Origin of the sequence: Pseudomonas sp., from assembly GCF_035512415.1 — a bacterium.
GTDB lineage: Bacteria > Pseudomonadota > Gammaproteobacteria > Pseudomonadales > Pseudomonadaceae > Aquipseudomonas.
Window position 1 is genome coordinate 230,858 of record NZ_DATKDZ010000013.1, and the last position, 26,496, is coordinate 257,353.

A 26,496-nucleotide genomic window follows, 5' to 3' on the forward strand; every position below is an offset into this window, starting at 1 on the left:
TCAGTCTTCTCCCGGCGCGAGCTGCTGCTCGGCCAGCAACCTGGCGACGCAGACTCCGGTCTGGCGGATGGCCTCTTCGAGGCTGCTGCTGGGCTTGGCGGCGTAGTTGATGCGCAGGCAATTGCGGTATTTGCCGGCGGCGGAAAAGATGCTGCCGGGGGCAATCTGGATGACGTGTGGCAGCAGTTCGCGGTTCAGGCGCTGGCTGTCAAAACCTGTCGGCAGTTCAATCCACAGCATAAAGCTGCCCTGGGGCCGACTGACCCGCGTGCCGGCAGGGAAATAGCGGCTGACCCAGTCGATCATCAGGTCGCGTCCGCGCTGATACTGCGCGCGCATGCGCCGCAGGTGCGGTTCGTAATGGCCGGCTTCCAGGTATTCAGTGATGGCCAGCTGCGGCAGCTGGGCGGTGCTGCCGGTGCCCATGTATTTCATGTGCAGTACGCGATCCAGATAGCGTCCCGGGGCGATCCAGCCGATGCGCAGGCCGGGTGCCAGGGTCTTGGAAAACGAGCTGCAGAGCAGCACGCGGCCGTCCTCGTCATAGGATTTGATCGTGCGTGGGCGTGGGTAGCTATAGGCCAGGTCGCCGTAGACGTCATCCTCGATAATAGCCACGTCATAGCGCTGCGCCAGGGCCAGCAGGGCGCGCTTGTTGGCGTCGGGCATGATATAGCCCTGCGGGTTGTTGCAGGTCGGGGTCAGCTGAATGGCCTTGATCGGCCATTGCTCCAGGGCCAGCTCCAGGGCCTCGAGGCTGATTCCGCTGATCGGGTCGGTGGGCAGTTCCAGGGCCTTCATGCCAAAGCCTTTCAGCGCCTGCATCACGCCGTGAAAACTGGGGGAATCCACCGCGACGATATCGCCCGGCTCGCAGATTGCTCGAATCGCCGCCGACAGCGCCTCGTGGCAGCCGGTGGTGACGATGATCTCCTCGGGCGACAGGCTGCAGCCGGAGTCGAGCATCAGTCGCGAAATCTGTTCACGCATGCCCAGGTGGCCGTAAATGCAACCGTAGGTCAGGCTGCTGGCGTCCTGGCGACGGCTCAGACGTGACAGTGAACGCAGCAGCGGTTTGAGCGTCGGGCTGTCGATATCCGGCCGGCCACGGCCGAGTTGCAGCAGGCCCTCCTGTCCGGGCGGGTGGCTGATCAGCTCCAGCACCTGATCCCACTGCGATACGTCCACGGGGCGCTGAGCCATGCGGCTGACCATGGGCAGCGCCGGCTGATGGCGGGCCTGGGGCACAAAGTAGCCGGACTTGGGTTTGGGGGTGGCCAGGCCCTGGTCTTCCAGGTGGCGATAGGCTTGTTGCACTGTGCTCAGGCTGACGCCATGTTCCAGGCTCAGGGCGCGCACGGAGGGCAGGCGATCGCCGGGGCGGTACAGGCCCTGCTCAATACGGGTGCCGAGCAATTCGGCCAGATTGATATAAAGCGTCATAACAGTTACCTCGCACTTTCCCCTGGAATTCCACCAGCCAGTACAGATAGACCGCAAATCCACCATTCAGAGCGTGGATGCCGCGGTCTGTATGGATTTAAAAGTTATTTTTTGAATCTGTCATGCTTTTTCCGCGTCGCTCATCATGATCTCCCATCAGGCTTACGGGCAGGAGCAGGCGATGAACGGATTAAGTGATGTCAGGCTGACAATGAAATCAGGCGAGTTGCAGCAGGAGTCCGCTGGCGGGCATCTGTATGCTCAGGCGGGCGCGGCCAAGCCGGCTGTAAGCCGCTGGAGCGCATTCTGGCTGCGCCTGTCGACTCGCCGGGCGCTGCTGACGCTGACCGATGAACAGCTCAAGGATGTCGGCCTGGGCCGCGAACAGGCCAGGCGCGAGGCTTTTCTGCCGTTCTGGAGGCTCTAAGCAAGGAGAAAATGCCGGGCAAGTGCGCGGCATTTTTTGTAGCCCGGATGCAATCCGGGGAAATCTACCTTCTGGCAAATCGCCCCCGGATTGCATCCGGGCTACTGTGTAGCGCAGCAGATCCGAGAAAGGTTCTTAGACCAGCTCTTTAAGTCGATGCCAGAGCATGCCCAACGCGAGAAGTGGCGAGCGCAGGTGCTTGCCGCCGGGGAAGGTCATATGCGGCACCTTGGCGAACAGGTCGAAGCCGCTGCTGGCCTGGCCGGCGATGGCCTCGGCGAGCAGCTTGCCGGCCAGGTGGGTAGCGTTGACCCCGTGGCCCGAGTAGGCCTGGGCGTAGTAGACGTTGGCCTGTTCCTTGAGCCGGCCGATCTGCGGCAGGCGGTTGGCACCAATGCCGATCATGCCGCCCCACTGGTAGTCGATGCGCGCATCGTGCAGGTGTGGGAACACCGCCAGCATCTTCGGTCGCATATAGCCGGCGATGTCCGCCGGGTCGCGCCCAGAGTAGTGGCAGGCACCGCCGAACAGCAGGCGGCGGTCGGCGGACAGGCGGTAATAGTCCAGGGCCACGCGCTGGTCACACAGGGCCATATTCTGCGGAATGATCGCCCGCGCTTCGGCTTCGGACAGCGGTTCGGTGGCGATCACATAGCTGCCGGCGGGCAGCACCTTGCCGCCCAGATTGTTGTTCAGGCCATTCAGGTAAGCGTTGCAGCCGAGCACCAGGCTGGCGGCGCGCACCACGCCCTGGGCGGTGTGCACCCTGACTTCGCTGCCGTAGTCGATGCGGCTGACCGCCGAATCCTCGAACAGCTGCACGCCCAGGCTCTGCGCCGCCGCGGCTTCGCCGAGGGCCAGGTTGAGCGGGTGCAGGTGGCCGGAGCCCATATCGATCATGCCGCCGACATAGCGGTCGGAGCCCACCACTTCATGCATCTGTTCGGCTTGCAGCAGGCGCATCTCGTGGCGATAGCCCAGCTGCTTGAGCTCGGCCATGTCCTCGGCGAAGCCTTCCAGGTGGCTGGGCTTGTTGGCCAGGTCGCAGTAGCCCCAGGTCAGGTCGCAGTCGATATTGAACTGCTCGACCCGACGGCGAACGATTTCCACCGCTTCCAGGCCCATCAGCTTCAGCTGACGCACGCCCTCGGCACCTATCTGCGCCTCGAACTGTTCGACACCATGGCCGACCCCGCGGATAAGCTGCCCGCCGTTGCGCCCGCTGGCTCCCCAGCCGATCTTGTGGGCTTCGAGGAGGATCACCGAGAGTCCCTTCTGCGCCAGCTCGATCGCCGTGTTAAGGCCGCTGAAACCACCACCGACGATGCACACATCGGCACGCATTTCGCCTTGCAGTGGCGGGTAGGCCAGTTGCCGGTTGGCGCTGGCGGCGTAGTAGGAGGCGGCGTGCTGGCTGTTGTGAACCGGCTGGTGAACGCGGGCGTTCATGTGTGGAATCCTGATTATTGTGTTTGGAAAATTTTACGAAGCATAAGCGTCCGCTTCGCCATACGCCAAGGGGCAATTGCCAAATAACGCGTTTTTCGTCGGTAAAGCCGCTGGCCCCGGCGCGCTTGCGCCGCCTGTGCAGTTACCATGGGCATCCGCCCCCAGGACCGTTCCCATGAGTTGCACCGGCCGCAAGATCGACCACCTGCGTTTGCAGATCCCCGCATTCGCCTGTGTGCCGGGTTGCCACGACTGCTGCGGCCCGGTTACCGCCTCATCCGAGGAGCTGGCGCGGCTGCCGGTCAGGAGCGATGCCGCACACGACGCCGCCCTGGCCGAGTTCAACTGTGTGCACCTGGGCCCGCAAGGTTGCCAGGTGTATGACCAGCGCCCGCTGATCTGCCGCCTGTTCGGCACCACCCCGAGCCTGCCGTGCCCGCGCGGGCAAGGCCCCGAGCAGCCGATCGAGGCGGCGGTGGAAAAGCAGGTGCACCAACTGATCGCCAGCACCCGCCAGCGTCTGGTGTAGCGCAGCGCGCCCTACGGATTACTCCGGTACTGGCAGGCTAAGCGACTCCTTGACCTCTTCCATCACGATATAGCTCTTCGACTCGCGCACATGCGGCAGCTTGAGCAGGATGTCGCCAAGCAGTTTGCGGTAGCTGGCCATTTCGTTGATCCGCGCCTTCACCAGGTAGTCGAAGTCGCCGGACACCAGGTGGCACTCCAGCACGTGGGGCAGCTTGAGCACGGCGCGGCGGAATTCCTCGAAAGTGTCGCCGGACTTGTAGTCCAGGCTGATCTCGACGAATACCAGCAGGCTGGCCTTGAGCTGCTGCGGGTTGAGCCGGGCGTGGTAGCCCATGATGATGCCCTCGCGCTCCAGGCGGCGTACGCGCTCGGTGCAGGGGGTGGTGGACAGGCCGACCCGCTCGCCCAGCTCGGTAAAGCTGATGCGGCCGTCTTCCTGGAGAATGCGGAGGATATTGCGGTCGATCTTGTCCAGCTCGCGGCGGCTCTGATGTTGGGTTCGCATGGTGGATCCCCCTCTGCTGAAGGCGTTTTTGCCAAGAATTCTCGCCAAATATAGCTATTTATATAGTGAATAGCACTGCTCGTCTCTTCTTATACTGCGCTCAATTGTGGTTCGGGCACTGTCCGTCGCGCTGGGTCGCGACGAGGAGAAGGTTATGCGGGTTCTGGTTCTGGGTAGCGGTGTAATTGGTACGGCCAGTGCGTATTACCTGGCGCGCCAGGGTTTCGAGGTGGTGGTGGTCGATCGTCAGGACGGCCCGGCCATGGAAACCAGTTTCGCCAACGCCGGCCAGGTCTCTCCCGGCTATGCCTCGCCCTGGGCCGCACCGGGCATCCCGCTGAAAGCCATCAAGTGGCTGCTGCAGAAGCACGCCCCGCTGGCGATCAAGGCCACCGGCGATATCGACCAGTACCTGTGGATGGCGCAGATGCTGCGCAACTGCACCGCCAGCCGTTACGCGGTGAACAAGGAGCGCATGGTGCGTCTGTCCGAATACAGCCGCGACTGCCTCGACGAACTGCGTCTGGAGACCGGCATCGCCTACGAGGGCCGCAGCCTGGGCACTACCCAGCTGTTCCGCACCCAGGCCCAGCTGGACAACGCGGCGAAAGACATCGCCGTGCTGCAGCAATCCGGCGTGCCTTATGAAGTGCTCGACCGCGCCGGCATCGCCCGGGTTGAACCGGCCCTGGCCGCGGTTACCGACAAGCTGGCCGGCGCGCTGCGTCTGCCCAACGACCAGACCGGCGACTGCCAGGTGTTCACCAGCAAGCTGGCCGAGATGGCCAAGGCCCTGGGCGTGGAATTCCGTTTTGGCCAGAACATCCAGCGTATCGACGCGGTGGGTGATCGGGTCAATGGCGTATGGATCGACGGCAAGCTGGAAACCGCCGACCGCTACGTGCTCGCCCTCGGCAGCTACAGCCCGCAACTGCTCAAGCCGCTGGGCATTAAAACCCCGGTGTATCCGCTCAAGGGCTACTCGCTGACCGTGCCAATCACCAATGCCGAGATGGCCCCCACCTCGACCATCCTCGACGAAACCTACAAGGTGGCGATCACCCGTTTCGACAACCGCATTCGTGTGGGCGGCATGGCCGAGATCGCCGGTTTTGACCTGAGCCTCAACCCCAAGCGCCGCGCCACCCTGGAAATGATCACCGCCGATCTTTACCCGCAGGGCGGTGACCTGGCTCAGGCCGAATTCTGGACCGGCCTGCGCCCGGCCACCCCGGATGGCACGCCGATCGTCGGTGCCACCCGGCTGGGTAACCTGTTCCTTAACACCGGCCACGGGACTCTGGGCTGGACCATGGCCTGCGGCTCCGGTCGCCTGCTGGCCGATCTGATCGGCAACAAGCGCCCGCAGATCAGCAGCGAGGGCCTGGACATCTCGCGTTACGCATCGCGCAAGCCGCGTGAAGCGGCCGCCGCGCCGCAGCCGCTGCGCACCTGATAGGCTGCGCGCCCCGTTCTTCAGGAGATTCGAACCATGTCCATCCAGCGCCTGCATGTGGAAAAACGCTACAGCGAAGTGGTGATCCACAACGGCACCGTCTACCTCGCCGGCCAACTGGCCGACGACTACAGCGGCGATATCCGCCAGCAGACCCGCGAGACCCTGGCCAATATCGACCGCATGCTGGCTGAGGCCGGCAGCGACAAGAGCAAGATCCTCTCGGTGACCATCTACCTCAAGGATATGGATGCTCACTACGACGGTCTTAATGCCGAGTACGACGCCTGGGTCGCCGAGGGTGCTGCCGCCGCCCGCGCCTGTGTCGAGGCGAAGATGTACAAGCCCGAGGTGCTGGTAGAGATGATGGTGGTAGCGGCTATATAAGTCGCTACCGCCCCGATTGCGATAAGTGTTTGCCCGGCTATCACACCGGGCTTTTTTATGGCCTGCCATCCCTGGCGGCCAGCCGTCGGGCCATGGCTGCGCCTGGCCATTTTTTAATTCTGAAAACTGCTGATAGTCGAGAACACCATGCGTCCTGCCCGTGCCCTGATCGATCTGCAAGCCTTGCGTCACAACTACCAGCTGGCCCGCGAAGTGACCGGCACGCGCGCCCTGGCGGTGATCAAGGCGGACGCCTACGGCCATGGCGCGGTGCGCTGTGCCCAGGCCCTGCAGGAGCAGGCCGATGGGTTTGCTGTGGCCTGTATCGAGGAAGCCCTGCAACTGCGCGAGGCCGGTATTCGCGGGCCGATCCTGTTGCTGGAAGGCTTTTTCGAAGCCGACGAACTGGCGCTGATCGAGCAGCATGAGTTGTGGTGCGTGGTGCATTCGTTGTGGCAGCTGGAAGCCATCGAGCGTAGCGCGCTGAGCAAGCCGTTGACGGTCTGGCTGAAGATGGACAGCGGCATGCACCGGGTCGGCCTGCATCCGGCCGACTACCAGGCGGCTTATCAGCGCCTGCTGGCCAGTGGCAAGGTCGGCAAGGTGGTGCTGATGAGCCACTTTGCCCGCGCCGACGAGCTGGACTGTCCGCGCAGCGATGAGCAATTGGCAGTGTTCCAGCAGGCGCGTCAGGGCATCGTCGCCGAGGTCAGCCTGCGCAACTCGCCGGCCGTACTCGGTTGGCCAAGCGTGCCAAGCGACTGGGTGCGCCCCGGCATCATGCTCTACGGCGCAACCCCGTTCGAGCAGGCCCAGGCCGTGGCGGCGCGTCTGCAGCCGGTGATGACCCTGGAATCGAAAGTCATCAGCGTGCGTGAACTGCCGGCCGGCGAGCCTGTTGGTTATGGTGCACGCTTTGTCAGCGAGCGGCCGACCCGGGTCGGCGTAGTCGCCATGGGTTATGCCGATGGTTATCCACGCCATGCCCCCACCGGTACCCCCGTGGCGGTGGATGGCCAACTGACTCGCCTGATCGGCCGGGTGTCGATGGACATGCTCACCATCGACCTGACCGATTTGCCGCACGCAGGGCTGGGCAGTCGGGTCGAACTCTGGGGCAAACAGGTGCTGGCCAGCGATGTCGCCACCCAGGCCGGCACGATTCCCTATCAGCTGTTTTGCAACCTGCGAAGGGCTCCGCTGCTCTACCTCGGGGGTTGAGCCTGTTCAAAGGCTGCTGCGCGTCGGCCCTGCTGCGTTAAAAACAGGCTCGGACTGCTCATTTACAACCCGTAAACTCCGCGTCCTCGCCTGTTTTTGCCTTGCATGACTCTAGCTCGCGAGCCTTTGAATAGGCTCTAAAACGCACGCTGTAGGCGAGTTTGAATGCGAGTGTTGTAAATTCTGAACGCTATGCCATGATACGGCGACTTTTCTGTATCTATCCCAAGGGGGACTCCAGCATTGGACGTCGGTGTACGACTGCAATCCATTCGCAAACTCAAAGGCCTATCCCAGCGTGAACTCGCCAAGCGGGCAGGCGTGACCAACAGCACCATTTCGATGATCGAGAAGAACAGCGTAAGCCCCTCGATCAGTTCGTTGAAAAAGGTGTTGGCGGGTATTCCCATGTCGCTGGTGGAGTTCTTCTCCCTGGATGTGGAGCCGGACAACCAGGCCCAGGTGGTCTATCGCGCCGCCGAACTCACCGATATCTGCAGTGGTGCCATCACCATGAAGCTGGTGGGCAAGGCGCATCCGAGTCGGGCCATCGCCTTCCTCGATGAAACCTACCCCGTGGGTTCCGATACCGGCGACGAGATGTATGCCCACGAGGGCGAAGAGGCCGGCATGCTGGTTTCCGGCAAGCTGGAGCTGACCGTCGGCGACGAGGTATTTATCCTCGAACCGGGCGACAGCTACTACTTCGAGAGCAGCAAACCGCATCGTTTCCGCAACCCTTATGAACAGCCGGCGCGACTTATTAGCGCGACTACACCGGCCAATTTCTAAATAACCCTGCGACAATCTGGGTTGTTTCGGCCTGCTGCGCTTGCCGCTATACTGACGCCCGCTCGCGAAACCGTGGCCGCGGGCGTGACTAGCCACGATGAGGGTGTACCGTGAACCTGATTAAAAAGATCCTGGTAGCGCCTGCTACCGTATTGGCCCTGTGGGCAGTGACTGCTCAGGCCACGACCGACGAAGCCATTGCCGAGCGCCTCAAGCCGGTCGGTGAAGTCTGCGTGATGGGCGAAGAATGCAAGGGCGTCGGTGCTGTGGCGGTTGCCGCTGGCGGTGCCGCACGTACTGCCGATGACATCGTGGCCAAGCACTGTGGTGCCTGCCATACCCCGGGTATCCTCGGCGCGCCAATGATCGGCGATACCGCTGCCTGGAAAGCCCGCGCTGACAAGGAAGGTGGTCTCGACGGCATCCTCAAGACGGCTATCGCGGGCATCAACGCCATGCCGCCGAAAGGCACCTGCGCCGACTGCTCGGATGACGAGCTGCGTGGTGCAATCCAGAAGATGTCCGGCCTGTAAGCGATATCGGCACCTAAAAAACCGCCCTCGGGCGGTTTTTTTGTTTTTCCGTGGGGCGTGGGCACTTCCATTCGCTGTCGTGGGTCCACACTGCTATGCAAAATGGCACCGCGGCATTGCGTGCTGCCGGTTCCGAGCCAGCCACTCACCCCACAGGGAATTGGATGCACAAGCGTTGTTCCATCGAGCAAGCGGTTGACCACGTACTCGCCGAACTCGACGGCCCCGTCCGGCTCGGCCTGCCTCTGGGCCTGGGCAAACCCAACCAGTGGGTGAACGCGCTGTATGCGCGGTTCAAGCAGTTGCCCGAGCGCCAATTGGTGATCTACACCGCGCTGTGTCTGGGCCGGCCGCCGGCCGGTTCGGGGTTGTCGCAGCGCTTTCTCGAGCCCTTCGTCGAGCGCCTGTATGGCGACTACCCGGAGCTGGATTTTCTTGCCGATCTGCGCCGCGACTGCTTACCGGCCAATGTGCGCATCGAGCAGTTCTTCCTGCAGCCGGGCAGCCTGCTCGACAGCACCACCACGCAGCAGAATTACATCAGCAGCAATTACAGCCATGTCGCCCGCGACCTGAATGACAAGGGCCTGAACCTGATCGCCCAGCTGGTCGCCCAGGACCCGCAGCGCCCGGAGCATTTCAGCCTCAGCTGCAACCCGGATATCACCCTGGATCTGCTGCCGCTACTGGAGCGCCGCCGCGCCGCCGGCGAAACCATTCTGTGCCTGGCCCAGGTGCACAGTGCACTGCCCTATATGGCCGGTACCGCCGAGGTGCCGCGCGCCACGTTCGACCTGCACTTGCTCGAAGAAGACCGCAGCACGCTGTTTTCCACGCCGAATATGCCGGTCACGCTGCAGGACCATTGCATCGGTCTGCAGGCCAGCGCCCTGGTCCGTGATGGCGGCACCCTGCAGATCGGCATTGGCTCCATGGGTGACGCGCTGACCGCCGCCTTGCTCGCCCGCCAGGCGGATAACCCGGCCTACCGGGCTGCATTGGATGAGCTGCGCTGCACTCGCCATTGGGCCGCTGAAATCGACAAGGATGGCGGTCTGCAGCCCTTTGCCGAGGGCCTGTATGGCTGCAGCGAGATGTTCGTCAACGGCCTGCTGGCCTTGGCCGATGCGGGCATCGTGCGCCGCCCGGTATACCCCGAGTTGCGTCTGCAGCAGTTGGCCAATGGTGGCGCGCTGGATCAGCAGGGCAGACCGCGCAGCGTCCAGGCCCTGCTCGATGCCGGCTTGGCCCCAGAGCTCGACCCCGCAACACTGCACTGGTTGCAGGGCTGCGGCGTGCTGGCCGAGTCAATCGGCTGGGATCAGGGGCGCTTGTTGTTGCCTGAAGGCGAGGCGCTTTCAGCCGATCTGCGTGACCCGCACAGCCAGGCCGGCTTGCAGCCTTATCTAGGCCCGGCGCGCGGTGGCGTGGTGGTGCATGGTGGTTTCTTTCTCGGCCCGCAAGCCTTCTACCAGCGTCTGCGCGAGCTGAGCGCGGAGCACTTGGCCCGCTTCGCCATGACCGGCATCGGCTTTATCAACGAACTGCACGGCGACGCCACGCTCAAGCGCCTGCAGCGCCGCGATGCGCGCTTTGTCAACACGGCCTTCACCATGACCCTGATGGGGGCCGGGGTCGCCGATCAGCTGGAAGACGGCCGGGTGCTCAGCGGCGTCGGCGGGCAATACAACTTTGTTGTTCAGGGCCATGCGTTACCCGGGGCGCGCTCGATTCTGCTGCTGCGCAGTTGGCGCGAGGCGGGCGGTAAGGCCTGCTCGAACCTGGTCTGGGATTACGGCCATGTAACCATTCCGCGGCATCTGCGCGATATGGTGGTGACCGAGTACGGTATCGCCGACCTGCGTGGCAAGACCGATGCCGAGGTGATCGAGGCGCTGCTTAATATCAGCGACTCGCGTTTCCAGCCTGGGTTGATCGCCCAGGCCCAGCGGGCCGGCAAACTGCCCAAGAATTTTCGTCTCGATGCGCGCTTTGCCGACAACCGCCCCGAGCGTTTGCAGGCTGTGCAGGTGCGGCATCCGGCACAGTTCGCGAGCTTTCCCCTGGGCAGCGATTTCACCCGGGTCGAGCGCGAGCTATTGCCCGCGCTGAGTTGGCTGAAGAGCCGGGTGAAATTCGCCCATGTCCTGGACCTGGCCGCAGCGCTGTTGCGCGCCCCCGCGCCGGCGGCCTATCCCGAGCATCTTCAGCGCATGGCCCTGGCGCAGCCGCAGGGCATGGCCGAGAAGCTCTACCGGCGTCTGCTGTTGGCGGCGCTGGGGGCCACTGCAGAGGCTAATCGAGAAAGCTGACCTGGCCATTGCTCAGGGAACTGATGCGCGCCAGCGACTCGACCCGGTAGCCTTGCGCATCCAACTCGGCGCGACCGCGCTGGAAGGATTTCTCGATCACCACGCCAATCCCGGCGATGCTCGCGCCGGCCTGGCCGATCAGGTCGATCAGGGCGCGGGCCGCGTGGCCGTTGGCGAGAAAGTCGTCGATCAGCAGCACATGATCATTGGCGCTCAGGTGCTTGGTCGAGATGGCCAGGGTGCTTTCGGTCTGCTTGGTGAAGGAAAACACCGTGGAGATATACAGGTCGTCTTTGAGCGTCAGCGACTGGTATTTGCGCGCGAAGATCACCGGCACGCCCAGCTCCAGCCCGGCCATCACCGCCGGGGCAATGCCCGAAGCTTCGATGGTGACGATCTTGGTGATGCCCTGGTCGGCGAAGCGCCGGGCGAACTCATGGCCAATCTGCTGCATCAGCTTGGGGTCGATCTGGTGATTGAGAAAGGCATCGACCTTGAGCACCTGCTCCGAGAGCACAGTGCCTTCATCGCGAATCTTCTGTTTTAGCGCTTCCACGCGATTACCCTCGTTGTTCTAGTGGTTTGCGTAGGATGGGTGGGGCCGCCTCGGTGATAACCCATCGCTGCGGTTGATGGGTTATCACCCATCCTACGGTCTGTCCTTTTGGCTTCGCTGCGCTCAGCGCCACCCGACGATAAGCCGTTATTTCTTAAGCATGGCGCGCATATTGGCCAGGGCGTCGTTACCACGGGCCGCCTTGACCTCCACGGGTGCATCGTCCTGGCCTTCCCAGACTAGATCCTCGGGCGGCAGTTCATCGAGAAAACGGCTCGGTGAGCAGTCGATGATCTCGCCGTACTGCTTGCGTTTGGCGGCGAAGGTCATGGTCAGGTTGCGCTTGGCGCGGGTGATGCCGACGTAGGCCAGGCGGCGTTCTTCTTCAACGGTATCGGCCTCGATGCTGGAGCGGTGCGGGAGGATTTCCTCCTCCACCCCGAGGATATACACCGACGGATATTCCAGGCCCTTGGAGGCGTGCAGGGTCATCATCTGCACGCCTTCGGCACCGTCTTCTTCCTCCTGCTGGCGTTCGAGCATGTCACGCAGCACCAGTTTGCCGATGGCGTCCTCGATGGTCATCTCGCCGTCTTCGTCGCGCTCCAGGGTGTTCTTCAGCGCTTCGACGAGGAACCAGACGTTGCCCATGCGCGCATCGGCGACCTTGTCGTTGGAGGCGTTCTGCCGCAGCCAGTTCTCGTAGTCGATATCCATGACCATGCTGCGGATCGCCGCAATCGGATCGTTCTGCGCGCATTCCTGGCGCACCCGGTCCATCCACTTGGTAAAGCGCGCCAGGCGTTCGGTATAGCGGGCGTCCAGCTGCTCGCCCAGGCCGATTTCGCCAGCGGCGGCGTACATGCTGATCTTGCGGCTGGTGGCGTAGTTGCCGAGTTTTTCCAGGGTGGTCGAGCCGATTTCGCGACGCGGCACGTTGATTACGCGCAGAAAGGCGTTGTCGTCATCCGGGTTGACCAGCAGACGGAAGTAGCTCATCAGGTCCTTCACCTCCTGGCGGGCGAAGAAGCTGGTGCCGCCCGAGAGACGATAGGGGATCTGATGGTGCTGCAATTTCAGCTCCATCAGCTTGGCCTGGTAGTTGCCGCGATAGAGGATGGCGTAATCGCTGTAGGGGCGCTGGGTGCGCAGGTGTTCGGTAAGAATTTCAAGGGCCACCCGTTCGCATTCGGCGTCTTCGTTCTTGCAGCGGATCACGCGGATCTCGTCGCCCATGCCCATCTCGCTCCACAGCTGTTTCTCGAACGCATGCGGGTTGTTGGCGATGAGGATGTTGGCGCACTTGAGGATGCGGCTGGTGGAGCGGTAGTTCTGCTCCAGCATCACCACCTTCAGCGAGGGGTAATCCTCTTTCAGCAGCATCAGGTTTTCCGGGCGCGCGCCGCGCCAGGCGTAGATCGACTGGTCATCGTCGCCGACCACGGTGAACTGGTTGCGCATGCCCACCAGCAGCTTTACCAGCAGGTACTGGCTGGCGTTGGTGTCCTGGTATTCGTCCACCAGCAGGTAGCGGATGCGGTTCTGCCATTTTTCCAGAATGGCCGGATTATCCTGGAACAGCTTGACCGGCATCAGGATCAGGTCGTCGAAGTCCACCGCGTTGTACGCCTTGAGCGTGCGCTGGTAGTGCAGGTAGACGATGGCGGCGGTCTGCTCCTTGGGGTTGCGCGACTCGGCTAGAGCCTGTTCGGGCAGGATCAGGTCGTTCTTCCAGCTGCCGATGTAGTTCTTGATCTCGTCCGCGCCATCATCGCCGGAATATTCCTTCTGCATGATGTCGCTGAGCAGCGCCTTGATATCGCCTTCGTCGAAAATCGAGAAGCCCGGCTTGTAGCCCAGCGCGGCGTATTCCTTGCGGATGATGTTCATCCCCAGGTTGTGGAAGGTCGACACCGTCAGGCCGCGGGCGTCGGGGCCCTTGAGCAGGGTGCCGACGCGCTCCTTCATCTCGCGCGCGGCCTTGTTGGTAAAGGTCATGGCGACGATATGGCGGGCCTGGATACCGCAGTTCTGCACCAGGTGGGCGATCTTGCGGGTGATCACGCTGGTCTTGCCGGAGCCTGCGCCGGCGAGCACCAGAAGAGGGCCGCCGACGTAGTTCACGGCTTCTTGTTGCCGGGGGTTGAGTCGGGACATGGCGAAATGAACTGGAGAAAAGGTTGGCGATTCTATCAGGGTTGCGCAGAACCGCTGAGCGGTCACCGACGAGTGCTCGATAAAACAGGCTGTACAAAAAAATTATTGCAAGGTATTAGGTAGGTGCGTCTATAACTTAAAGTGATTTGTTAAATAGCGAGCGCTGGAGGCCGTGTGTCCTGCCCAACCGATTTCTCGCAACTGTTGGTCCTGTCCACCGAACCCCATTGGGTGGCGTTGCTGGACAAGCTGCTAGCCGAACAGGACGAACCTGTCTGGCTATTTGCCGCCTGCAGTTGGAGTGATGCGCAGAGCCTGTATCAGGGCCGCTTGCCCGATCTGGTGTTCGCCACCCCGGAATGCCTGCCCACCGCCAGCCAGTGCCCGCTGCCGCCTATCCTGCTGCTCGACAGTGCGCCGAGCCAGCTGCCCGCCGATATCTGCGACTGGCTGGCGCGCGACAGCCTGAATGGCGAGGTCTTGCGCCGCTGTCTGCATTACAGCCAGCAATTGCTGGCCTTGCAGCGGTTGGCCAAGCAGGACCCGCTGACCGGTATCCCCAATCGTCAGGGCTTCCAGGCGCTGTTGCACAAACGTCTGCAGGCCAACCGTGGCCGCGGCCTGCTGCTCGGTTATCTGGATCTGGACAACTTCAACCATGCCAACGACAGCCTCGGCCATCAGGCCGGCGACGAGCTGATCCAGCAGGTGGTGCAGCGCCTGCAGCAGGTGCTCGGGCCACGCGATGTGCTGGGCCGTATCGGTGGCGACGAGTTCGCCCTGCTGCTGGATATCAGCGAGGCACCGACCCGGGTCGATGCGTTGGTGCAGGCGCTGCTGGAGTCCCTGGGCGAGCCCTACTGGCTGCAGGGCGAGAGCCTGTCGCTGGGCTGCAGCCTGGGCCTGGCCTATGGCCGCGCCGGCGAGGATGCCGATCCGCTGTTGTGGCATGCCCATATGGCCATGCAGCAGGCCAAGAGCCGCCAGGGCTGTACCCATCATCTTTACGACGAGCGCATGTCCAGCGATATCCGCAGCCTGGCCGACATCGAGGCCGAGCTGCGCCGCGCCCTGCGCCGCGACGAACTCGAGCTGTTCTACCAGCCGCGTCTGGACCTGGTCAGTGGCGAGGTGGTCGGGCTCGAGGGGCTGGTGCGTTGGCGGCATCCGCAGCGGGGGCTGCTCTACCCCCAGGACTTTATTCCCCTGGCCGAGCAGAGCGGCCTGATCGTGCCGCTTGGCTACTGGGTGATCGCTCGTGCCCTGCATGATGCGCGCTGGCTGAGTGAGCGTGGCCAGAGCCTGCATATGGCGATCAATCTGTCGTTCAGCCAGTTTCAGGACAGCCAGTTGCTGCCCACCGTGCAGCGCCTGATTGCCGGCTCCGGGGTGGATGCCCGCTGGCTGGAGTTCGAACTGACGGAAACCGCGGTGATGCAGCGCAGCGACTATGTGCTCAATACCATGCAGACCCTGGGCGAACTGGGCGTGCGCTTCTCCCTCGATGACTTCGGCACCGGTTTTTCTTCCTTTGTGCACCTGGCCAGCCTGCCGATTGCCCTGCTCAAGCTGGACAAGAGTTTCGTCAGCGGCATGCACCTGCGCCCCGAGCAGTGCCGGCTGGTCAACGCCATGATCAACCTGGCGCGCAACCTGGGTCTGGAAGTGGTGGCCGAGGGGGTGGAGAGCGCAGAGGACTTTGAACTGCTGCAGCAGTTTGGCTGCGACCAGGCGCAAGGCTATCTGATCAGCAAGGCGCTGCCATTGCGCGAGCTAGAGAGCTTTCTTGCCCAGCGCCAGACTCAGGCACCGGCGCGCATGGCGGCATTGCATTAGCGATTGCCGCCGGTTTTCCCCACGACTTCGGTCGATATCTCGCCCTACTTATGATGCCGCTCACAGGACGCGCCGAAGGTGCTGGCCGGCGGCTGGGCTCCTGGTTAATTTGAGCGCTGTGCGAGGGTTGTTGCGCTGCCCGCACGGCCGTGCCCTGTCTGTTCCTGCGCGGCCATGCGGCTTGCGTCGAACCGGCAACAGCCCCTAGGCTTGCGCCGTCAATTGCACCGCGCCGCAGTGGTTCGCGTCGGCCGTACCCCAGATAGGGGCGCAGGCCGCCCGCAGCGGTCCTTGGAGCTTGGCATTTACCATTTGATCCCGGGGAGGTTGTTTGTCCGCACCGTCAGAACCGTTGCGCTTGCTGTTGCTGGCCGATGACGCCAGCTGGACCGCGCAGTTGGACGCCTGCCTGGCGCAGTTGGGGCAGAACGTATCGGTGATCAGCGCGCCTTCCTGGGCGGTGGCCAGCAGCCTGCTCGAAAACCCGCGCCAGGCCCTTCTGCTGAGCACACCCGCTTGTCTGCCAGCGGCGGACGACAGCCAATTGCCGCTGATCCTGCTGCTCGAGAGCGAGCCGGACGAAGCCCCGCCAGGCGTCTGCGACTGGCTGGTGCGAGGCAACCTTACCCCTGATGCGCTGCGCCGTTGCCTGCGCTATGCCCGCGAGCGCCAGCAGATGCAGGATGCCCTGCAACTGCTGGCCGAGCAGGATGCCCTGACCGGGATTGCCAACCGCCAGGGCTTTCAAACCCTGCTGGCGGCGCGCCTGGCCGAGAGCGAGGGGCGCGGGGTGACCCTCGGTCACCTGGACTTGGACAACTTCCGCCATGCCAACGACGCCCTCGGTTACCAGGGCGGCGACAGCCTGATTCTGCAGGTGGTGGCGCGGATCAAGGCCGAGCTGCAGAACGGCGACCAGCTGGCGCGCCTGGGCAGCGACGAGTTCGCTCTGCTGCTGGACACCCGGCGTGATCCGCAGCGCGCCGAGCGCCTGGCCACTCGGCTCACCGCGGCCCTGGCCGAGCCTTACTGGGTGGAGGGCGAGAGCCTGCTGGTCGGTTGCAGCCTGGGCCTGGCTCATGCTCGGGTGGGCAGTACCGCCGACCCGCTGATGTGGCATGCGCATATCGCCATGCAACAGGCCAAGAGCCAGCAGGGCTGCACCTTTCATATCTATGACGAGCGGGTCAACCGCAGTGCGCGCAATCGGGCCGACCAGGAAGGCGAGCTGCGCCGCGCCCTGCGCCGCGACGAGCTGGAGCTGCACTACCAGCCGCGGCTGTGCCTGGAGAGCGGGCGGATTGTGGGCCTGGAGGCGCTGGTGCGCTGGCAGCACAGCGAGCACGGCCTGCTCTATCCCAACGAATTCGTGCCCCTGGCCGAGGAAAGTGGGCTGATCGTACCGCTCGGCTACTGGGTGATTTCCCGCGCCCTGCGCGATATGCAGTGGCTGCGCGGGCTCGGCATGCCGGCGCTGCATATGGCGATCAACCTGTCGTTCCGCCAGTTTCAGGACAGCCAGTTGTTGCCGACCCTGCGCCGCCTGATCGACGAGCGCGGGGTCGATGCGCAGTGGCTGGAGTTCGAGTTGACCGAGACCGCGGTGATGCGCCGTAGCGACCAGGTGCAGCAGACCATGCTGGCCCTTGCGCGGCTGGGCGTACGTTTTTCCCTGGACGACTTCGGCACCGGTTTCTCGTCGTTCGTGCACCTGAACAACCTGCCCATCACCCTGCTGAAGATCGACAAGAGCTTTGTCGGCGGTATGGGTGAGCGCGCGGAAAATCGCCAGCTGGTGCGGGCGATGATCAACCTGGCGCACAACCTCAATCTGCAGGTGGTCGGCGAGGGCGTGGAAAACACCGAGCAGCTGGCGCTGTTGCGCCAGTTCGGCTGCGATCAGGTGCAGGGCTACCTGATCAGCAAAGCCCTGCCGCTTAACGAGCTGGCGCGCTTCCTGGTAATTGGTCTGCGCCAGCCGTTGCTGGGCTTCAAGCTCTGAGACCCGGTGGTTATTGCGCGGCCTGCCGGCGTTGCGCCAGTTTCTGCTCGCGGTAGCTGATGGCGGCGGGCGGTACGGCGGTAACCTTGCCGGTTTCCAGCCAGCGCTTGATACGGCTGGCATCGGCCATATGGGTGTACTTGCCAAAGGCATCGAGCACCACGAACGCCACCGAGCGCTGGTTCATTACGGTATTCATCACCAGGCAGCGGCCGGCTTCACCGGTGTAGCCGGTCTTGCTCAGCTGCACGCTCCAGCCGGGCTTGCGCACCAGGTTGTTGGTGTTGCGAAAACCCAGGGTGTAGTTGGGCTTGCGGAATGCCTGGGTCTTTTCCGAGGTGGTGCTGAACTGGCTGATCAGCGGGTACTGGCGGGCGGCCTTGAGCAGCAACACCAGGTCGCGGGCGCTGGAGACGTTGTGTTCCGACAGCCCGGTCGGTTCGGCAAAGCGCGAGTTCTTCATGCCCAGAGCGCGGGCCTTGGCGTTCATGGCCGCGACAAAGGCCGCGTGGCCGCCCGGATAGTGGTGCGCCAGGCTTGCCGCGGCGCGGTTTTCCGAGGCCATCAGGGCCAGCAGCAGCATGTCGCGGCGGCTCAGTTCGCTGCCCACCCGTACCCGGGAGAACACCCCGCGCATGTCCGGGTTGTCGCGAATGATGATAGGCAGCTGCTGATCCAGCGGCAGCTTGGCATCCAGGGTGACCATGGCGGTCATCAGCTTGGTGACCGAGGCGATGGGTACCACCACATCGGCATTGCGCTCATAGAGCACTTGATTGGTTTGCAGGTCGACTACCAGGGCGCTGCCGGCGGCGAGTTCCTGGGGTTTGTTGGCGGCAAGGCTGTTCGATGCAACTACAACGCAGCTGCAGATCAGCAGCAGGTTTGCTAACGAGTGACGGATATTCACGGAAGGCTTCACGGACAGGTTGAGGGAGTAGAGGCGGGCTCTGGAGCAAGGATATACGCAATTTGGCACGCCGGCTGCAGCGTCGCAGGGGTGAGTGTCATGCGCACGGCGCTATAGTGATGCCGCCGTTTCCATCTGGATGAGCCCGTACCTTATGTCCGACCCGTAATCCGCCGATAAAATCCCGCCAGTGGTCAGCCTGTTCGAGGCCTTCTGCTTCTGGCTGAAACTCGGCCTGATCAGCATCGGCGGCCCGACGCATCGGCTTGCGAGCCCTGAAGAACAACTGGCTGTGGGGCATTGCCGGGGCGTCCTTTGTCGCCATTTTCGCCCTCAATCTGCCGTTCCCGCTGATCGTGCTCGGCGCGGCGTTGCTGACCTTCGGCGGGGCCTATGCTGTGCTGGCGCTGCGGTTGCTGCAGTAGAGGGGGCTCGTCGAAATGGCGTTCACCTAAGGTCAAGTGAACGGCGCTTTGTAGCCCGGATGAAATCCGGGGAAATCTATCCCCTGCTCATCCGCTCCCGGATTACATCCGGGCTACGGGCTGTTGCGTCTGCTGTAGCGGTTACTCGGCCAGGCGCACCTGATTGCGGCCGCTGTGCTTGGCCTGGTACAGGGCGCGGTCGGCCTGCTCCATCAGCTCACTGGCAGCCAGGCCCTCAGCACCGGCGATACCGGCGCTGAGGGTGACGTTGAATTCTCTGTCGCCGGCGCTAAAGCAGATGGCCGAGAACTGCTGGCGAATCTCGTCGACGATGCGTTCGGCGTGGGCCGCTGAACAATCGGGCAGCACCGCCAGGAACTCCTCGCCGCCGTAGCGGCCGAGGCTGTCGATGCGCCGCAGGCGCTGGCGCAGCAGGTTGGCCAGGGCGCGGATAACGCTGTCGCCGACCGCATGGCCATAGTTGTCGTTGACCTGCTTGAAGTGGTCGATATCGAGCATCACCACGCTGGCAGACTTGCCGCTGCGCAGGGCGCGCTCCTGCTCGAGGGCCACCTGTTCCTTGATGTCGGCGTGCTTGAGCAGGCCGGTCAGGCTGTCGCGCGACAGTGCATTGCTCAGCAGGCGGGCGCGCTGGGCGCGGGCGAATACCGTGGTGATCAGGCTGTTGTCGGAGATCGGTTTGTTGATGAAATCGTCGCCGGCCTTGACCAGTGCACCCATCTGTCGGGTGATGGCGGTTTCCGCCGAAAGATAGATGATCGGCACGCGCAGCCAGTCGTCATTGAAACGGATGATCTGCGCCAGTTCCGGGCCGCCATAGTTCGGCATGTTGATGTCGAGCAGCAGCACCTCCGGGTTGAAACTGGCCATGGCGGCGAGGATCAGCTCGGGGCTCTGCACGGTTTCCACCAGCATGTCGGCACCGCGCAGCACCAGGCTGTAACGGCTGGCCAGGTCGCGGTCGTCGTCGACGATCATGACCCGGTAGGGCTCGCCATTCTGCTGGGCGAAACAGCGCTCCAGGCGGTTTTCCAGTTTGGTGATGTCCAGCGGCTTGGCGAAGAAACCCTGGGCCCCAGCGCGGACCGCCTGCAACTGGGTGGCGAAATCGTTCTGGGTGGTCAGTACCAGCAGGGGCAGCGGTTCTTCCAGGCGCTGGTTCAGCGCCGCGGCGTAGTCCAGCCCGGTCTGGCTTTCCTGAGGCAGGTTGACGTCGATGATCAGCGCGTCGGGCAGGTGCCGGGCGATAGCCGCATCGAGCGCCTCGATACGGGTGAAATGCTCGGCCTTGTAGCCGAAGGTGTTGAGGGTCAGGCGAATGTTCTCGCCGATGCTGGATTCGTCTTCGAGGATATAGATGACCCGGGCGCAGGCTGTGCTGGCGAGGTTGGCCAGGCGCGCGTTGTTGCTCGCGGGGGCGGCTTCGAGTTCGACCAGTTGCGGCTGCTCGGCCAGGCGCTCGAGGCTGTGGATAAAGTCCTGCAGGCGCTGCTGTTTCTGTTGCAGGCTGTCCAGCCATTGCTCGGCTTGTTGCTCCAGCTCCCGGGCCTGCTGGCCCAGGCCGTTGAAGCCGAAGGTGCCGGCGCTGCCGGCGAGTTTGTGCAGCTGGTCGCGCAGGCTGCAGAGCAGACGCTGCTGGCTCTCGACATCGTCGGCCTGCTGCAGTTGCCGCGCCTTGTCGGCCAGCTCGGGCAGCTCCTGTTGCAGGCGTTGGGCGAATTGCTCGCCGAGCTGTTGCAGGTGGGCCTGCAGCTGCTGCAGTTGTTGCTGGCGTTTATCCATGGGCGCGGTCCCAGATGGCGCGGATCTGCGTCGACAGCTGCATGGGGTTGAACGGCTTGATGATCACGTCGGTGGCTCCCAGGCTGCGGTAGTGGGCGATCTCACTGGGCTGCACCTTGGCGGTCATAAAGGCCACGGGGATCAGGCCGATGTCCACCAGCTCGCGGAGTTTCGCCAGGGTTTGCGGGCCATCCATGTCCGGCATCATCACATCCAGCAGGATAAAGTCGGGGGCGAAGCCCTGCACCTGGTCCAGCGCTTCCTGGCCCGAGGAACAGCTGAGTACGCTGAACCCGCCGACGGCCTCCAGGGCGACCTTGGCCACGGCCTGGATCGAGGGGTCATCTTCCACATGCAGAATACGTTTGAGCTCAGGCATCGGGCGTGTCCTTGGTCGTCGACGGGCTGGCGCGGCGATGGGCCCAGTGTTGCCCATCGGCCCGGTATTTAGCCAGCGCGCCGCGCGGTCGCCGGGGTTCAGCGGCCTGGCCTAAGCCTAGGTCAGAATGGCGGCGAGTGAACAGTTGCCGGCTCATTGCGACGTTACCCGGGGCAGCTCAAACCAGAAGGTCGCGCCTTGGCCCGGGGTCGAGTCGAAGCCGATCTGCCCGCCCATGTGCTCAATCAGCTGCTTGCTGATGGCCAGGCCCAGGCCGGTGCCGCCCTTGCGCCGGGTGTCGGTGGCGTCTGCCTGGGCGAACTTGCCGAAGATCTGCTCCTTGAAGGCGTCGGCGATACCCGGGCCGTGGTCGCGCACGCTTACGCGCAGGCAGTCGCCACGACGTTGTACGGCGACTTCCACGCGCTCCCCGACGGGGGAGAACTTGGCGGCATTCGACAGCAGGTTGGCCAGCACCTGTTCCAGGCGCTGGCTATCGACCCTGACCCAGTCGGCGTCGGTGGGCTCCAGTAGCTGCAGTTGCACCTGGTACTGGCTGGCATAGGGCTGGTTCTGCGCCACGGCCTGTTCCAGCAGGGGCTGCAGGGGTTGCTCGAGCAGCTCGAAGCTCATCTTGCCAGCGACCAGTTTGTCCATATCGAGCAGGTCGTTAATCAGCGTGCTGAGGCGCTGGCTGTTGTCCTGGGCGATGCGCAGCATCTGCTGCATGGTGGCCGGCACTTCGCCCAGCACGCCGCCGTTGATCAGCCCGAGGGAGCCGGCGATGGCGGTGAGCGGGGTACGCAGCTCATGGCTGACGGTGGAGATAAATTCGTTCTTCATCTGTTCGATGCGCTTGCGCTCGCTGATATCGCGGATCACCGCGATAAAGCGCCGCTGGCCCTGGTGGCTGATCTGCGAGACGGCCAGCTCGATGGCGAACAGCTCGCCGCTGCGGCGCAGCCCCGTGAGTTCGCGCACCGTACCGACCAGGCGGGCCTCATTGGTCTCGCGGTAGCGGGCCAGGTAGTCATCGTGGGTCGAGCGCTCCGGCTCGGGCATCAGCAGCTTGACGTTGCGCCCGCTGACCTCGGCCAGGCTGTAGCCGAAAATCTGCTCGGCGGCGTGGTTGAAGGTTTCGATATTGCCCTGCTGGTCGATGGTGACGATGGCATCGAGGACGTTGTCGAGCAGGGTGCGCAGGTAGTCCTCGCGTTCGCGGATCGCCCGTTCGGCCTCGACCCGCTCGCTGAAGTCCTGAATCTGCGCGACGAAATTCACCGGCTGGCCCTGGCTGTCACGCACCAGGGCGACACTCAGCAGCACCCAGAGGGCGCGGCCCTGGCGGTCCAGGTAGCGTTTTTCCATCTGGTAAGCGCTGATTCGTCCGGCCAGCAGCTCCTCCAGGCTGTGCAGGTCGCTTTGCAGGTCGTCGGGGTGGCTCAGGCGCTGGAAATTCAGCTGCAGCAACTCGGCGCGGCTGTAGCCGAGCATCCGGCACAGTTCGTCGTTGACCTCCAGGCACTGCCCTTGCAGCGACACCAGGGCCATGCCCTGGGGCGCGGTGCTGAAGGCACTGCTGAAACGCTGCTGGCTGACGCTGAGGGCATCCTCCACGGCCTTGCGGTCGCTGATGTCCCAGATAAACCCGGAGATCCACAACGGCCTGCCGTCGGGGCTGTATTCGGCTCGGCCCTTTTCCCGCACCCAGACGCTGTGGCCATCGGCATGCTGCAGGCGATAGGTCAGCTCAAAGCTGTGCTGGCGGGCGATGGCCTCATGGGCCTGGTAGGTGATCGGCAGGTCGTCCGGGTGAATCATGCGGGCAAAGCTGCGCTGGCGGTTGTCGATAAAGTCGCTGGGCGGATAGCCGGTCAGGTTCAGCACCTCGTCGCTCATATAGCGCATGGTCCAATCGGCATCGTTGTCGCAGCGATAGACCGCCCCCGGCAGGTTGGCCACCAGGCCGCGAAAGCGGCTTTCGCTCTTCTGCAGGGCGCGGGTGGTCTGCTGCAGTTCGGTGATGTCGCTGGCGATGCTGAGAAACCCGGTGATGCTGCGATCACTGTCGAAGATGGCGCTGACCGTCAGGTTGACCCTGCGCTGGCTGCCGTCCTTGCACACGTAGGTCCACTGGTGGGTGTCGGGTTCGCCGCTGCGGGCATTGTGGATAAAGGCCTCGAAACCTGCGATGGGCTTGCCGCTCTGCTGGCTCAGGGCGACGCCGCGCGCCTCGATTTCGCTGGCCAGGTGGAAGGCTGCCGGGCTGGCGCGGCCGATCATCTCGGCGGCGCTATAGCCCAGCAGGCGCTCGGCCCCGGTATTGAACAGGCTGATCTGGCCAGCGGTATCGGTGGCGATAATGCTCACCCCGGTGGCCGAGTCGAGTACCGCCTGGAGGAAGGCGCGGGCCTTGCGGATCTCTTCCTCACGCTGCTTGGTCTCGCTGATATCGGCATGGGTGCCGTACATCAGCAGGGGCTGGCCGGCCTCGCCGCGGCGCTCGACCCGGCCGCGGTCCTGAACCCAGACCCAGTGGCCTTGCTTGTGGCGAATGCGGTACTGGCATTCGTAGTAGGGCGTTTCGCCGCGAAAATGCGCCTGCAGTCGTTCGCTGGACAGGGGCAGGTCGTCGGGGTGGATCATCTGCTGCCAGTGCTGGAAATCGCCGGGCAGCAGTTCATTCAGGTGGTAGCCGATGATCTGCGCCCAGCGCTCGTTGAATACCGTGGCCCCGCTTTGCACATCCCATTCCCAGGTGCCGATATGGGTGCCTTCGATAATGCTCGCCAGGCGTTCGCTCTGGGCCTTGATCGCCGCCTCGGCGCTGGCCTGTTCGGTGACATCCTGCACGGTGCCGACCAGGCGCAGCATGCGGCCCTGTACGTCGGGCTGCAGATGGGCCAGTTCATGGACCCAGCGCACCGCGCCGTCGGGGCGGATGATGCGGTGCACCACGTCGTGCACGCCGCCCGCCATCACCCGCTGTTCGCTGGCTTCGACCAGAGCGATATCTTCGGGGTGCAGCGTGCGTTTGAAGTTTTCCAGGCTGGGCCGGTAGTACTGCGGGTCGTAGCCGAAGATGCTGTAGATGGTGCTCGACCAGTACAGCTCGCCGTTTTGCAGGTTGGCTTCCCAGTGGCCGAGGCGGGCGATGCGCTGGGCGTCGTCGAGGCGTTCGAGCAGGACCTGACGTGCCTGTTCCTGTTGCTGGCGCTCCAGGGTGGCCCCGACCCAGCGGCCGAACAGGCGCAGAAACTCGCGGTCGGCCTCGTCGAATGAGCTCTGCCGCGCTTCGTGGGCGCAGAACGCCAGAGTGCCGAAACGCTGCCCAGCCACGCTGATGGCGATGCCGATATAGGTTTCCAGGGCAAACAGGGGGTAGCAGGGGTGGCTGGCATGGGCCGATTTGCCCATCTGTTCGATGGCCAGCACGTCGTCGCCGCGCAGGGCGATGCTGCAGTAGGTGTCGCCGAGGACGAAACGCTGACCATCTTCCAGGCCGCCCGCAGGCGAGACCTGGGCCATGACCCGATAATCCTCGCCATCGACCTGGCTGATGATGGCCAGGGGCAAGGCGTAGAAATCGGCCCCCAGTTGCAGGGCCTGGCGCAGCTGTTGCTGGCTGCTCAGGGTTGGCAGGGCGGCGATTTCGTTGAGCGCGCGCAGGGCGGCCTGCTGGCGCTGCAGGCTGTGCTGGGCCTGTTCGCGCTGAATATCGCGGCGCAGGGCCTCGATCAACTGGCCTAGGGTGGCCAGCAGCGGCTGCAGAAAATCGACAAAGGCCTGGTCATAGCCGCCGGGCCGGTTGGCCAGGCCGAGCATGCCGATCAGCTGACCATTGACATTGATGGGCAGGCCGGCAAAGGCCTGCAGCACCGGGTTGCGCTCCGCCGGGCCGGCGGGCTGGGGCTCTGCGGTCGGCATATTGCGCAGCAGCGGGCTGTTGCTGTGCAGCGCCTGTTCAAGCAGTTCGTCGAGGTCCGGCGCGGACTGGTCTGCGCGGCGCAGGGCGCGGGCGTAATCCCAGGCCTGATGGCTGACGGCATAGGCGCGCAGGTAGGGCGCGCCCTGGTCATTGTGGAGAACCTCGCCGATCAAGCCGAACTGGCTGTCGCTGAGGACGAGGATGCGCTTGAGCAGGGCGTCGAAGGCTTCGCGTTGATTCTGCGCGTTGATATAGGCCGCCTGGGCTTCGGCGATTACCGCCAGCAGCTGGCGCGCCTGCTCGCTCTGCCGATGCTTGGCCTGCAGCTCGTCGCGGTGACGGCTGAGCAGGAGCTGGCTGCTGCGCTTGGTCGCCCGCAACAGCAACAACAGCAGCGCCGCCGATCCTAGCCAGGCCAGCAACCATTTGCCGACCAGCTGGCGCTGGTCGCGCCGATGGATGGCCGCCAGCTCGCTGATATCGCGCCATACCAGGGTGATGGCCCGAGCCGTGGCCGGGCTGCTGGTGTCCTGCGAATAGCCCGGCAGAACAAACTGGTTGAGCAGGTAGCTACGATCCTCATCCTCTAGCAGCTGTCGGCTATAGCCGGCGGCAGGGGCCGGCAGCAGTCCGGCGGCCTGCCAGGCCCGAACCTGGGCGCGGGAGTCGCCAATCAGCTGCCAGCCGCCGGGCTGCGCCTTTAGGCCGCGCAAGGCCTCGCCATTATTGGTCTGGGCGGGGGTTTCCAGTAGCAGGGCGACGCCGGCATCCAGCTCCCGGTCCAGCTGGCGCAGCTCGCCGAGCACCTCGTACACCACTTCGATGGCACCCACGGTGAGCGGGCCATCGAGGCTGTCGACCCGTAACGGGATGACCGCGCGCATGCCCAGGCCCTGCGGGCTGAGATCCAGGCCGGCGCGGCTGGTGCCGCTGCGCAGGGCGTCGCGCAGTAGGGGATGGCGGTCACTCAGGTTGTCGCCATGGCGTTCGGGGGCGTGCACGCGCAGGAACACTTCGCCGGCAGGTGCCAGGTGCACCAGCAGGCGAAACGGATGGCTCGACTGCAGGTTGCGCCAGCGCGGTACCAGGCGGGTATACAGCTGGTTGCGGATGCTCGCCAGGGCTGGGTCGCTAGGGTCCAGGGCGTGGGCCTGACGCACCAGCTCGACCACCCAGGCATCCGCCGCCAGGGTTTCGCCGAGCAGCTGCGCCTGGGCGGCCTGGCGCTGGCGGGTGCTTAGCAGCGCCAACTGCTGCAGCTCGCTCTGGCTGGCCAATTGCAGTTGCCAGAGCGCTTCGCGTTCCTGCAGGGCACGCGAGCCGAGGGTGAGGAACAACAGCGCCAGAGCCAGGCTACCGAAACCGACAATCCAGCGAATTGCAGCAGAGCTGTTGTTAGCCATTGAGGCCCTCTAAGGCTGTTGGTGTGAGGGGGTCACGGCAG

At 64.0% G+C, this 26,496-nt stretch carries 19 protein-coding genes and 1 pseudogene; 11 read left to right on the forward strand and 9 right to left on the reverse strand.

From position 1 onward, the window contains the following. Nucleotides 1-1,443 carry a PLP-dependent aminotransferase family protein gene (locus VMP31_RS06660; protein WP_325505325.1) on the reverse strand — a complete coding sequence of 481 codons (1,443 nt, stop codon included), beginning with the start codon at nucleotides 1,441-1,443 and terminating at the stop codon, nucleotides 1-3. 181 nt (nucleotides 1,444-1,624) lie between these two features. On the opposite strand from VMP31_RS06660, the gene VMP31_RS06665 reads away from it, so the two are divergent. Next, a complete protein-coding gene (locus tag VMP31_RS06665; RefSeq protein WP_325505327.1) occupies nucleotides 1,625-1,870 on the forward strand; it encodes a DUF1127 domain-containing protein in 246 nt (81 codons plus the stop codon). Nucleotides 1,871-2,005: 135 nt separating this feature from the next. Here VMP31_RS06665 and VMP31_RS06670 read toward each other — a convergent pair whose 3' ends face one another. After that, nucleotides 2,006-3,319, reverse strand: a complete 1,314-nt coding sequence (locus VMP31_RS06670; protein WP_325505329.1) for an FAD-binding oxidoreductase — start codon at nucleotides 3,317-3,319, stop codon at nucleotides 2,006-2,008. Nucleotides 3,320-3,494: 175 nt separating this feature from the next. Between VMP31_RS06670 and VMP31_RS06675 the strand changes: the two genes are divergently transcribed. Then, a complete protein-coding gene (locus VMP31_RS06675; RefSeq protein ID WP_325505331.1) occupies nucleotides 3,495-3,848 on the forward strand; it encodes a YkgJ family cysteine cluster protein in 354 nt (117 codons plus the stop codon). 18 nt (nucleotides 3,849-3,866) lie between these two features. On the opposite strand, the gene dadR is transcribed toward VMP31_RS06675, so the two are convergent. After that, nucleotides 3,867-4,355 (reverse strand): transcriptional regulator DadR, encoded by a 489-nt coding sequence (gene dadR, locus VMP31_RS06680; RefSeq protein WP_160487796.1) that lies wholly within the window; start codon nucleotides 4,353-4,355, stop codon nucleotides 3,867-3,869. 154 nt (nucleotides 4,356-4,509) lie between these two features. Between dadR and dadA the strand changes: the two genes are divergently transcribed. From dadA to VMP31_RS06710, 6 genes are all read left to right on the forward strand, one after another. Then, nucleotides 4,510-5,811, forward strand: coding sequence for a D-amino acid dehydrogenase (gene dadA / locus VMP31_RS06685; protein WP_325505334.1), 1,302 nt, complete (start codon nucleotides 4,510-4,512; stop codon nucleotides 5,809-5,811). A gap of 36 nt (nucleotides 5,812-5,847) precedes the next feature. Further along, nucleotides 5,848-6,198, forward strand: a complete 351-nt coding sequence (locus VMP31_RS06690; RefSeq protein ID WP_325505336.1) for a RidA family protein — start codon at nucleotides 5,848-5,850, stop codon at nucleotides 6,196-6,198. Nucleotides 6,199-6,345: 147 nt separating this feature from the next. Beyond that, complete coding sequence (alr, locus tag VMP31_RS06695) at nucleotides 6,346-7,419, forward strand: alanine racemase (protein ID WP_325505338.1); 1,074 nt, start codon at nucleotides 6,346-6,348, stop codon at nucleotides 7,417-7,419. A gap of 243 nt (nucleotides 7,420-7,662) precedes the next feature. Next, entirely contained in the window at nucleotides 7,663-8,211 is a 549-nt protein-coding gene (locus tag VMP31_RS06700) for a cupin domain-containing protein (RefSeq protein ID WP_325505340.1), read from the forward strand. A 110-nt stretch (nucleotides 8,212-8,321) separates the two neighbouring features. Then, nucleotides 8,322-8,744: a c-type cytochrome gene (locus VMP31_RS06705; RefSeq protein WP_325505342.1), complete on the forward strand. Its 423-nt coding sequence runs from the start codon at nucleotides 8,322-8,324 to the stop codon at nucleotides 8,742-8,744. 164 nt (nucleotides 8,745-8,908) lie between these two features. Then, the gene (locus VMP31_RS06710) at nucleotides 8,909-11,056 is read left to right on the forward strand and encodes an acetyl-CoA hydrolase/transferase C-terminal domain-containing protein (RefSeq protein WP_325505344.1); all 2,148 of its coding nucleotides are present in this window, start codon (nucleotides 8,909-8,911) and stop codon (nucleotides 11,054-11,056) included. Here VMP31_RS06710 and VMP31_RS06715 read toward each other — a convergent pair. Further along, nucleotides 11,040-11,612: a xanthine phosphoribosyltransferase gene (locus VMP31_RS06715; protein WP_325505346.1), complete on the reverse strand. Its 573-nt coding sequence runs from the start codon at nucleotides 11,610-11,612 to the stop codon at nucleotides 11,040-11,042. The two genes, VMP31_RS06710 and VMP31_RS06715, sit on opposite strands and share 17 nt — an antisense overlap. 147 nt (nucleotides 11,613-11,759) lie before the next feature. After that, nucleotides 11,760-13,769, reverse strand: coding sequence for a DNA helicase Rep (rep, locus tag VMP31_RS06720; RefSeq protein WP_325505348.1), 2,010 nt, complete (start codon nucleotides 13,767-13,769; stop codon nucleotides 11,760-11,762). Between the two features lie 174 nt (nucleotides 13,770-13,943). On the opposite strand from rep, the gene VMP31_RS06725 reads away from it, so the two are divergent. Further along, a complete protein-coding gene (locus VMP31_RS06725) occupies nucleotides 13,944-15,605 on the forward strand; it encodes a bifunctional diguanylate cyclase/phosphodiesterase (RefSeq protein WP_325505350.1) in 1,662 nt (553 codons plus the stop codon). A gap of 331 nt (nucleotides 15,606-15,936) precedes the next feature. Continuing rightward, nucleotides 15,937-17,607, forward strand: a complete 1,671-nt coding sequence (locus tag VMP31_RS06730) for a bifunctional diguanylate cyclase/phosphodiesterase (RefSeq protein ID WP_325505352.1) — start codon at nucleotides 15,937-15,939, stop codon at nucleotides 17,605-17,607. A 10-nt stretch (nucleotides 17,608-17,617) separates the two neighbouring features. Here the strand turns inward: VMP31_RS06730 and pbpG are convergent, their stop codons facing one another. Beyond that, on the reverse strand, nucleotides 17,618-18,517 hold the full coding sequence (pbpG, locus tag VMP31_RS06735; RefSeq protein ID WP_325505354.1) for a D-alanyl-D-alanine endopeptidase: 900 nt from the start codon (nucleotides 18,515-18,517) through the stop codon (nucleotides 17,618-17,620). 248 nt (nucleotides 18,518-18,765) lie between these two features. Between pbpG and VMP31_RS06740 the strand changes: the two are divergent. Continuing rightward, nucleotides 18,766-18,915, forward strand: a pseudogene (locus VMP31_RS06740) (chromate transporter); the annotation flags it as partial. Nucleotides 18,916-19,083: 168 nt separating this feature from the next. Here VMP31_RS06740 and VMP31_RS06745 read toward each other — a convergent pair. The 3 genes from VMP31_RS06745 to VMP31_RS06755 form a co-directional block, all read right to left on the reverse strand. After that, complete coding sequence (locus VMP31_RS06745) at nucleotides 19,084-20,745, reverse strand: diguanylate cyclase (RefSeq protein ID WP_325505356.1); 1,662 nt, start codon at nucleotides 20,743-20,745, stop codon at nucleotides 19,084-19,086. Then, nucleotides 20,738-21,124, reverse strand: a complete 387-nt coding sequence (locus tag VMP31_RS06750; RefSeq protein ID WP_325505358.1) for a response regulator — start codon at nucleotides 21,122-21,124, stop codon at nucleotides 20,738-20,740. Before VMP31_RS06750 ends, VMP31_RS06745 begins: the two co-directional genes overlap by 8 nt. A 153-nt stretch (nucleotides 21,125-21,277) precedes the next feature. Next, entirely contained in the window at nucleotides 21,278-26,455 is a 5,178-nt protein-coding gene (locus tag VMP31_RS06755) for a PAS domain S-box protein (protein WP_325505360.1), read from the reverse strand. Nucleotides 26,456-26,496: the final 41 nt, after the last annotated feature.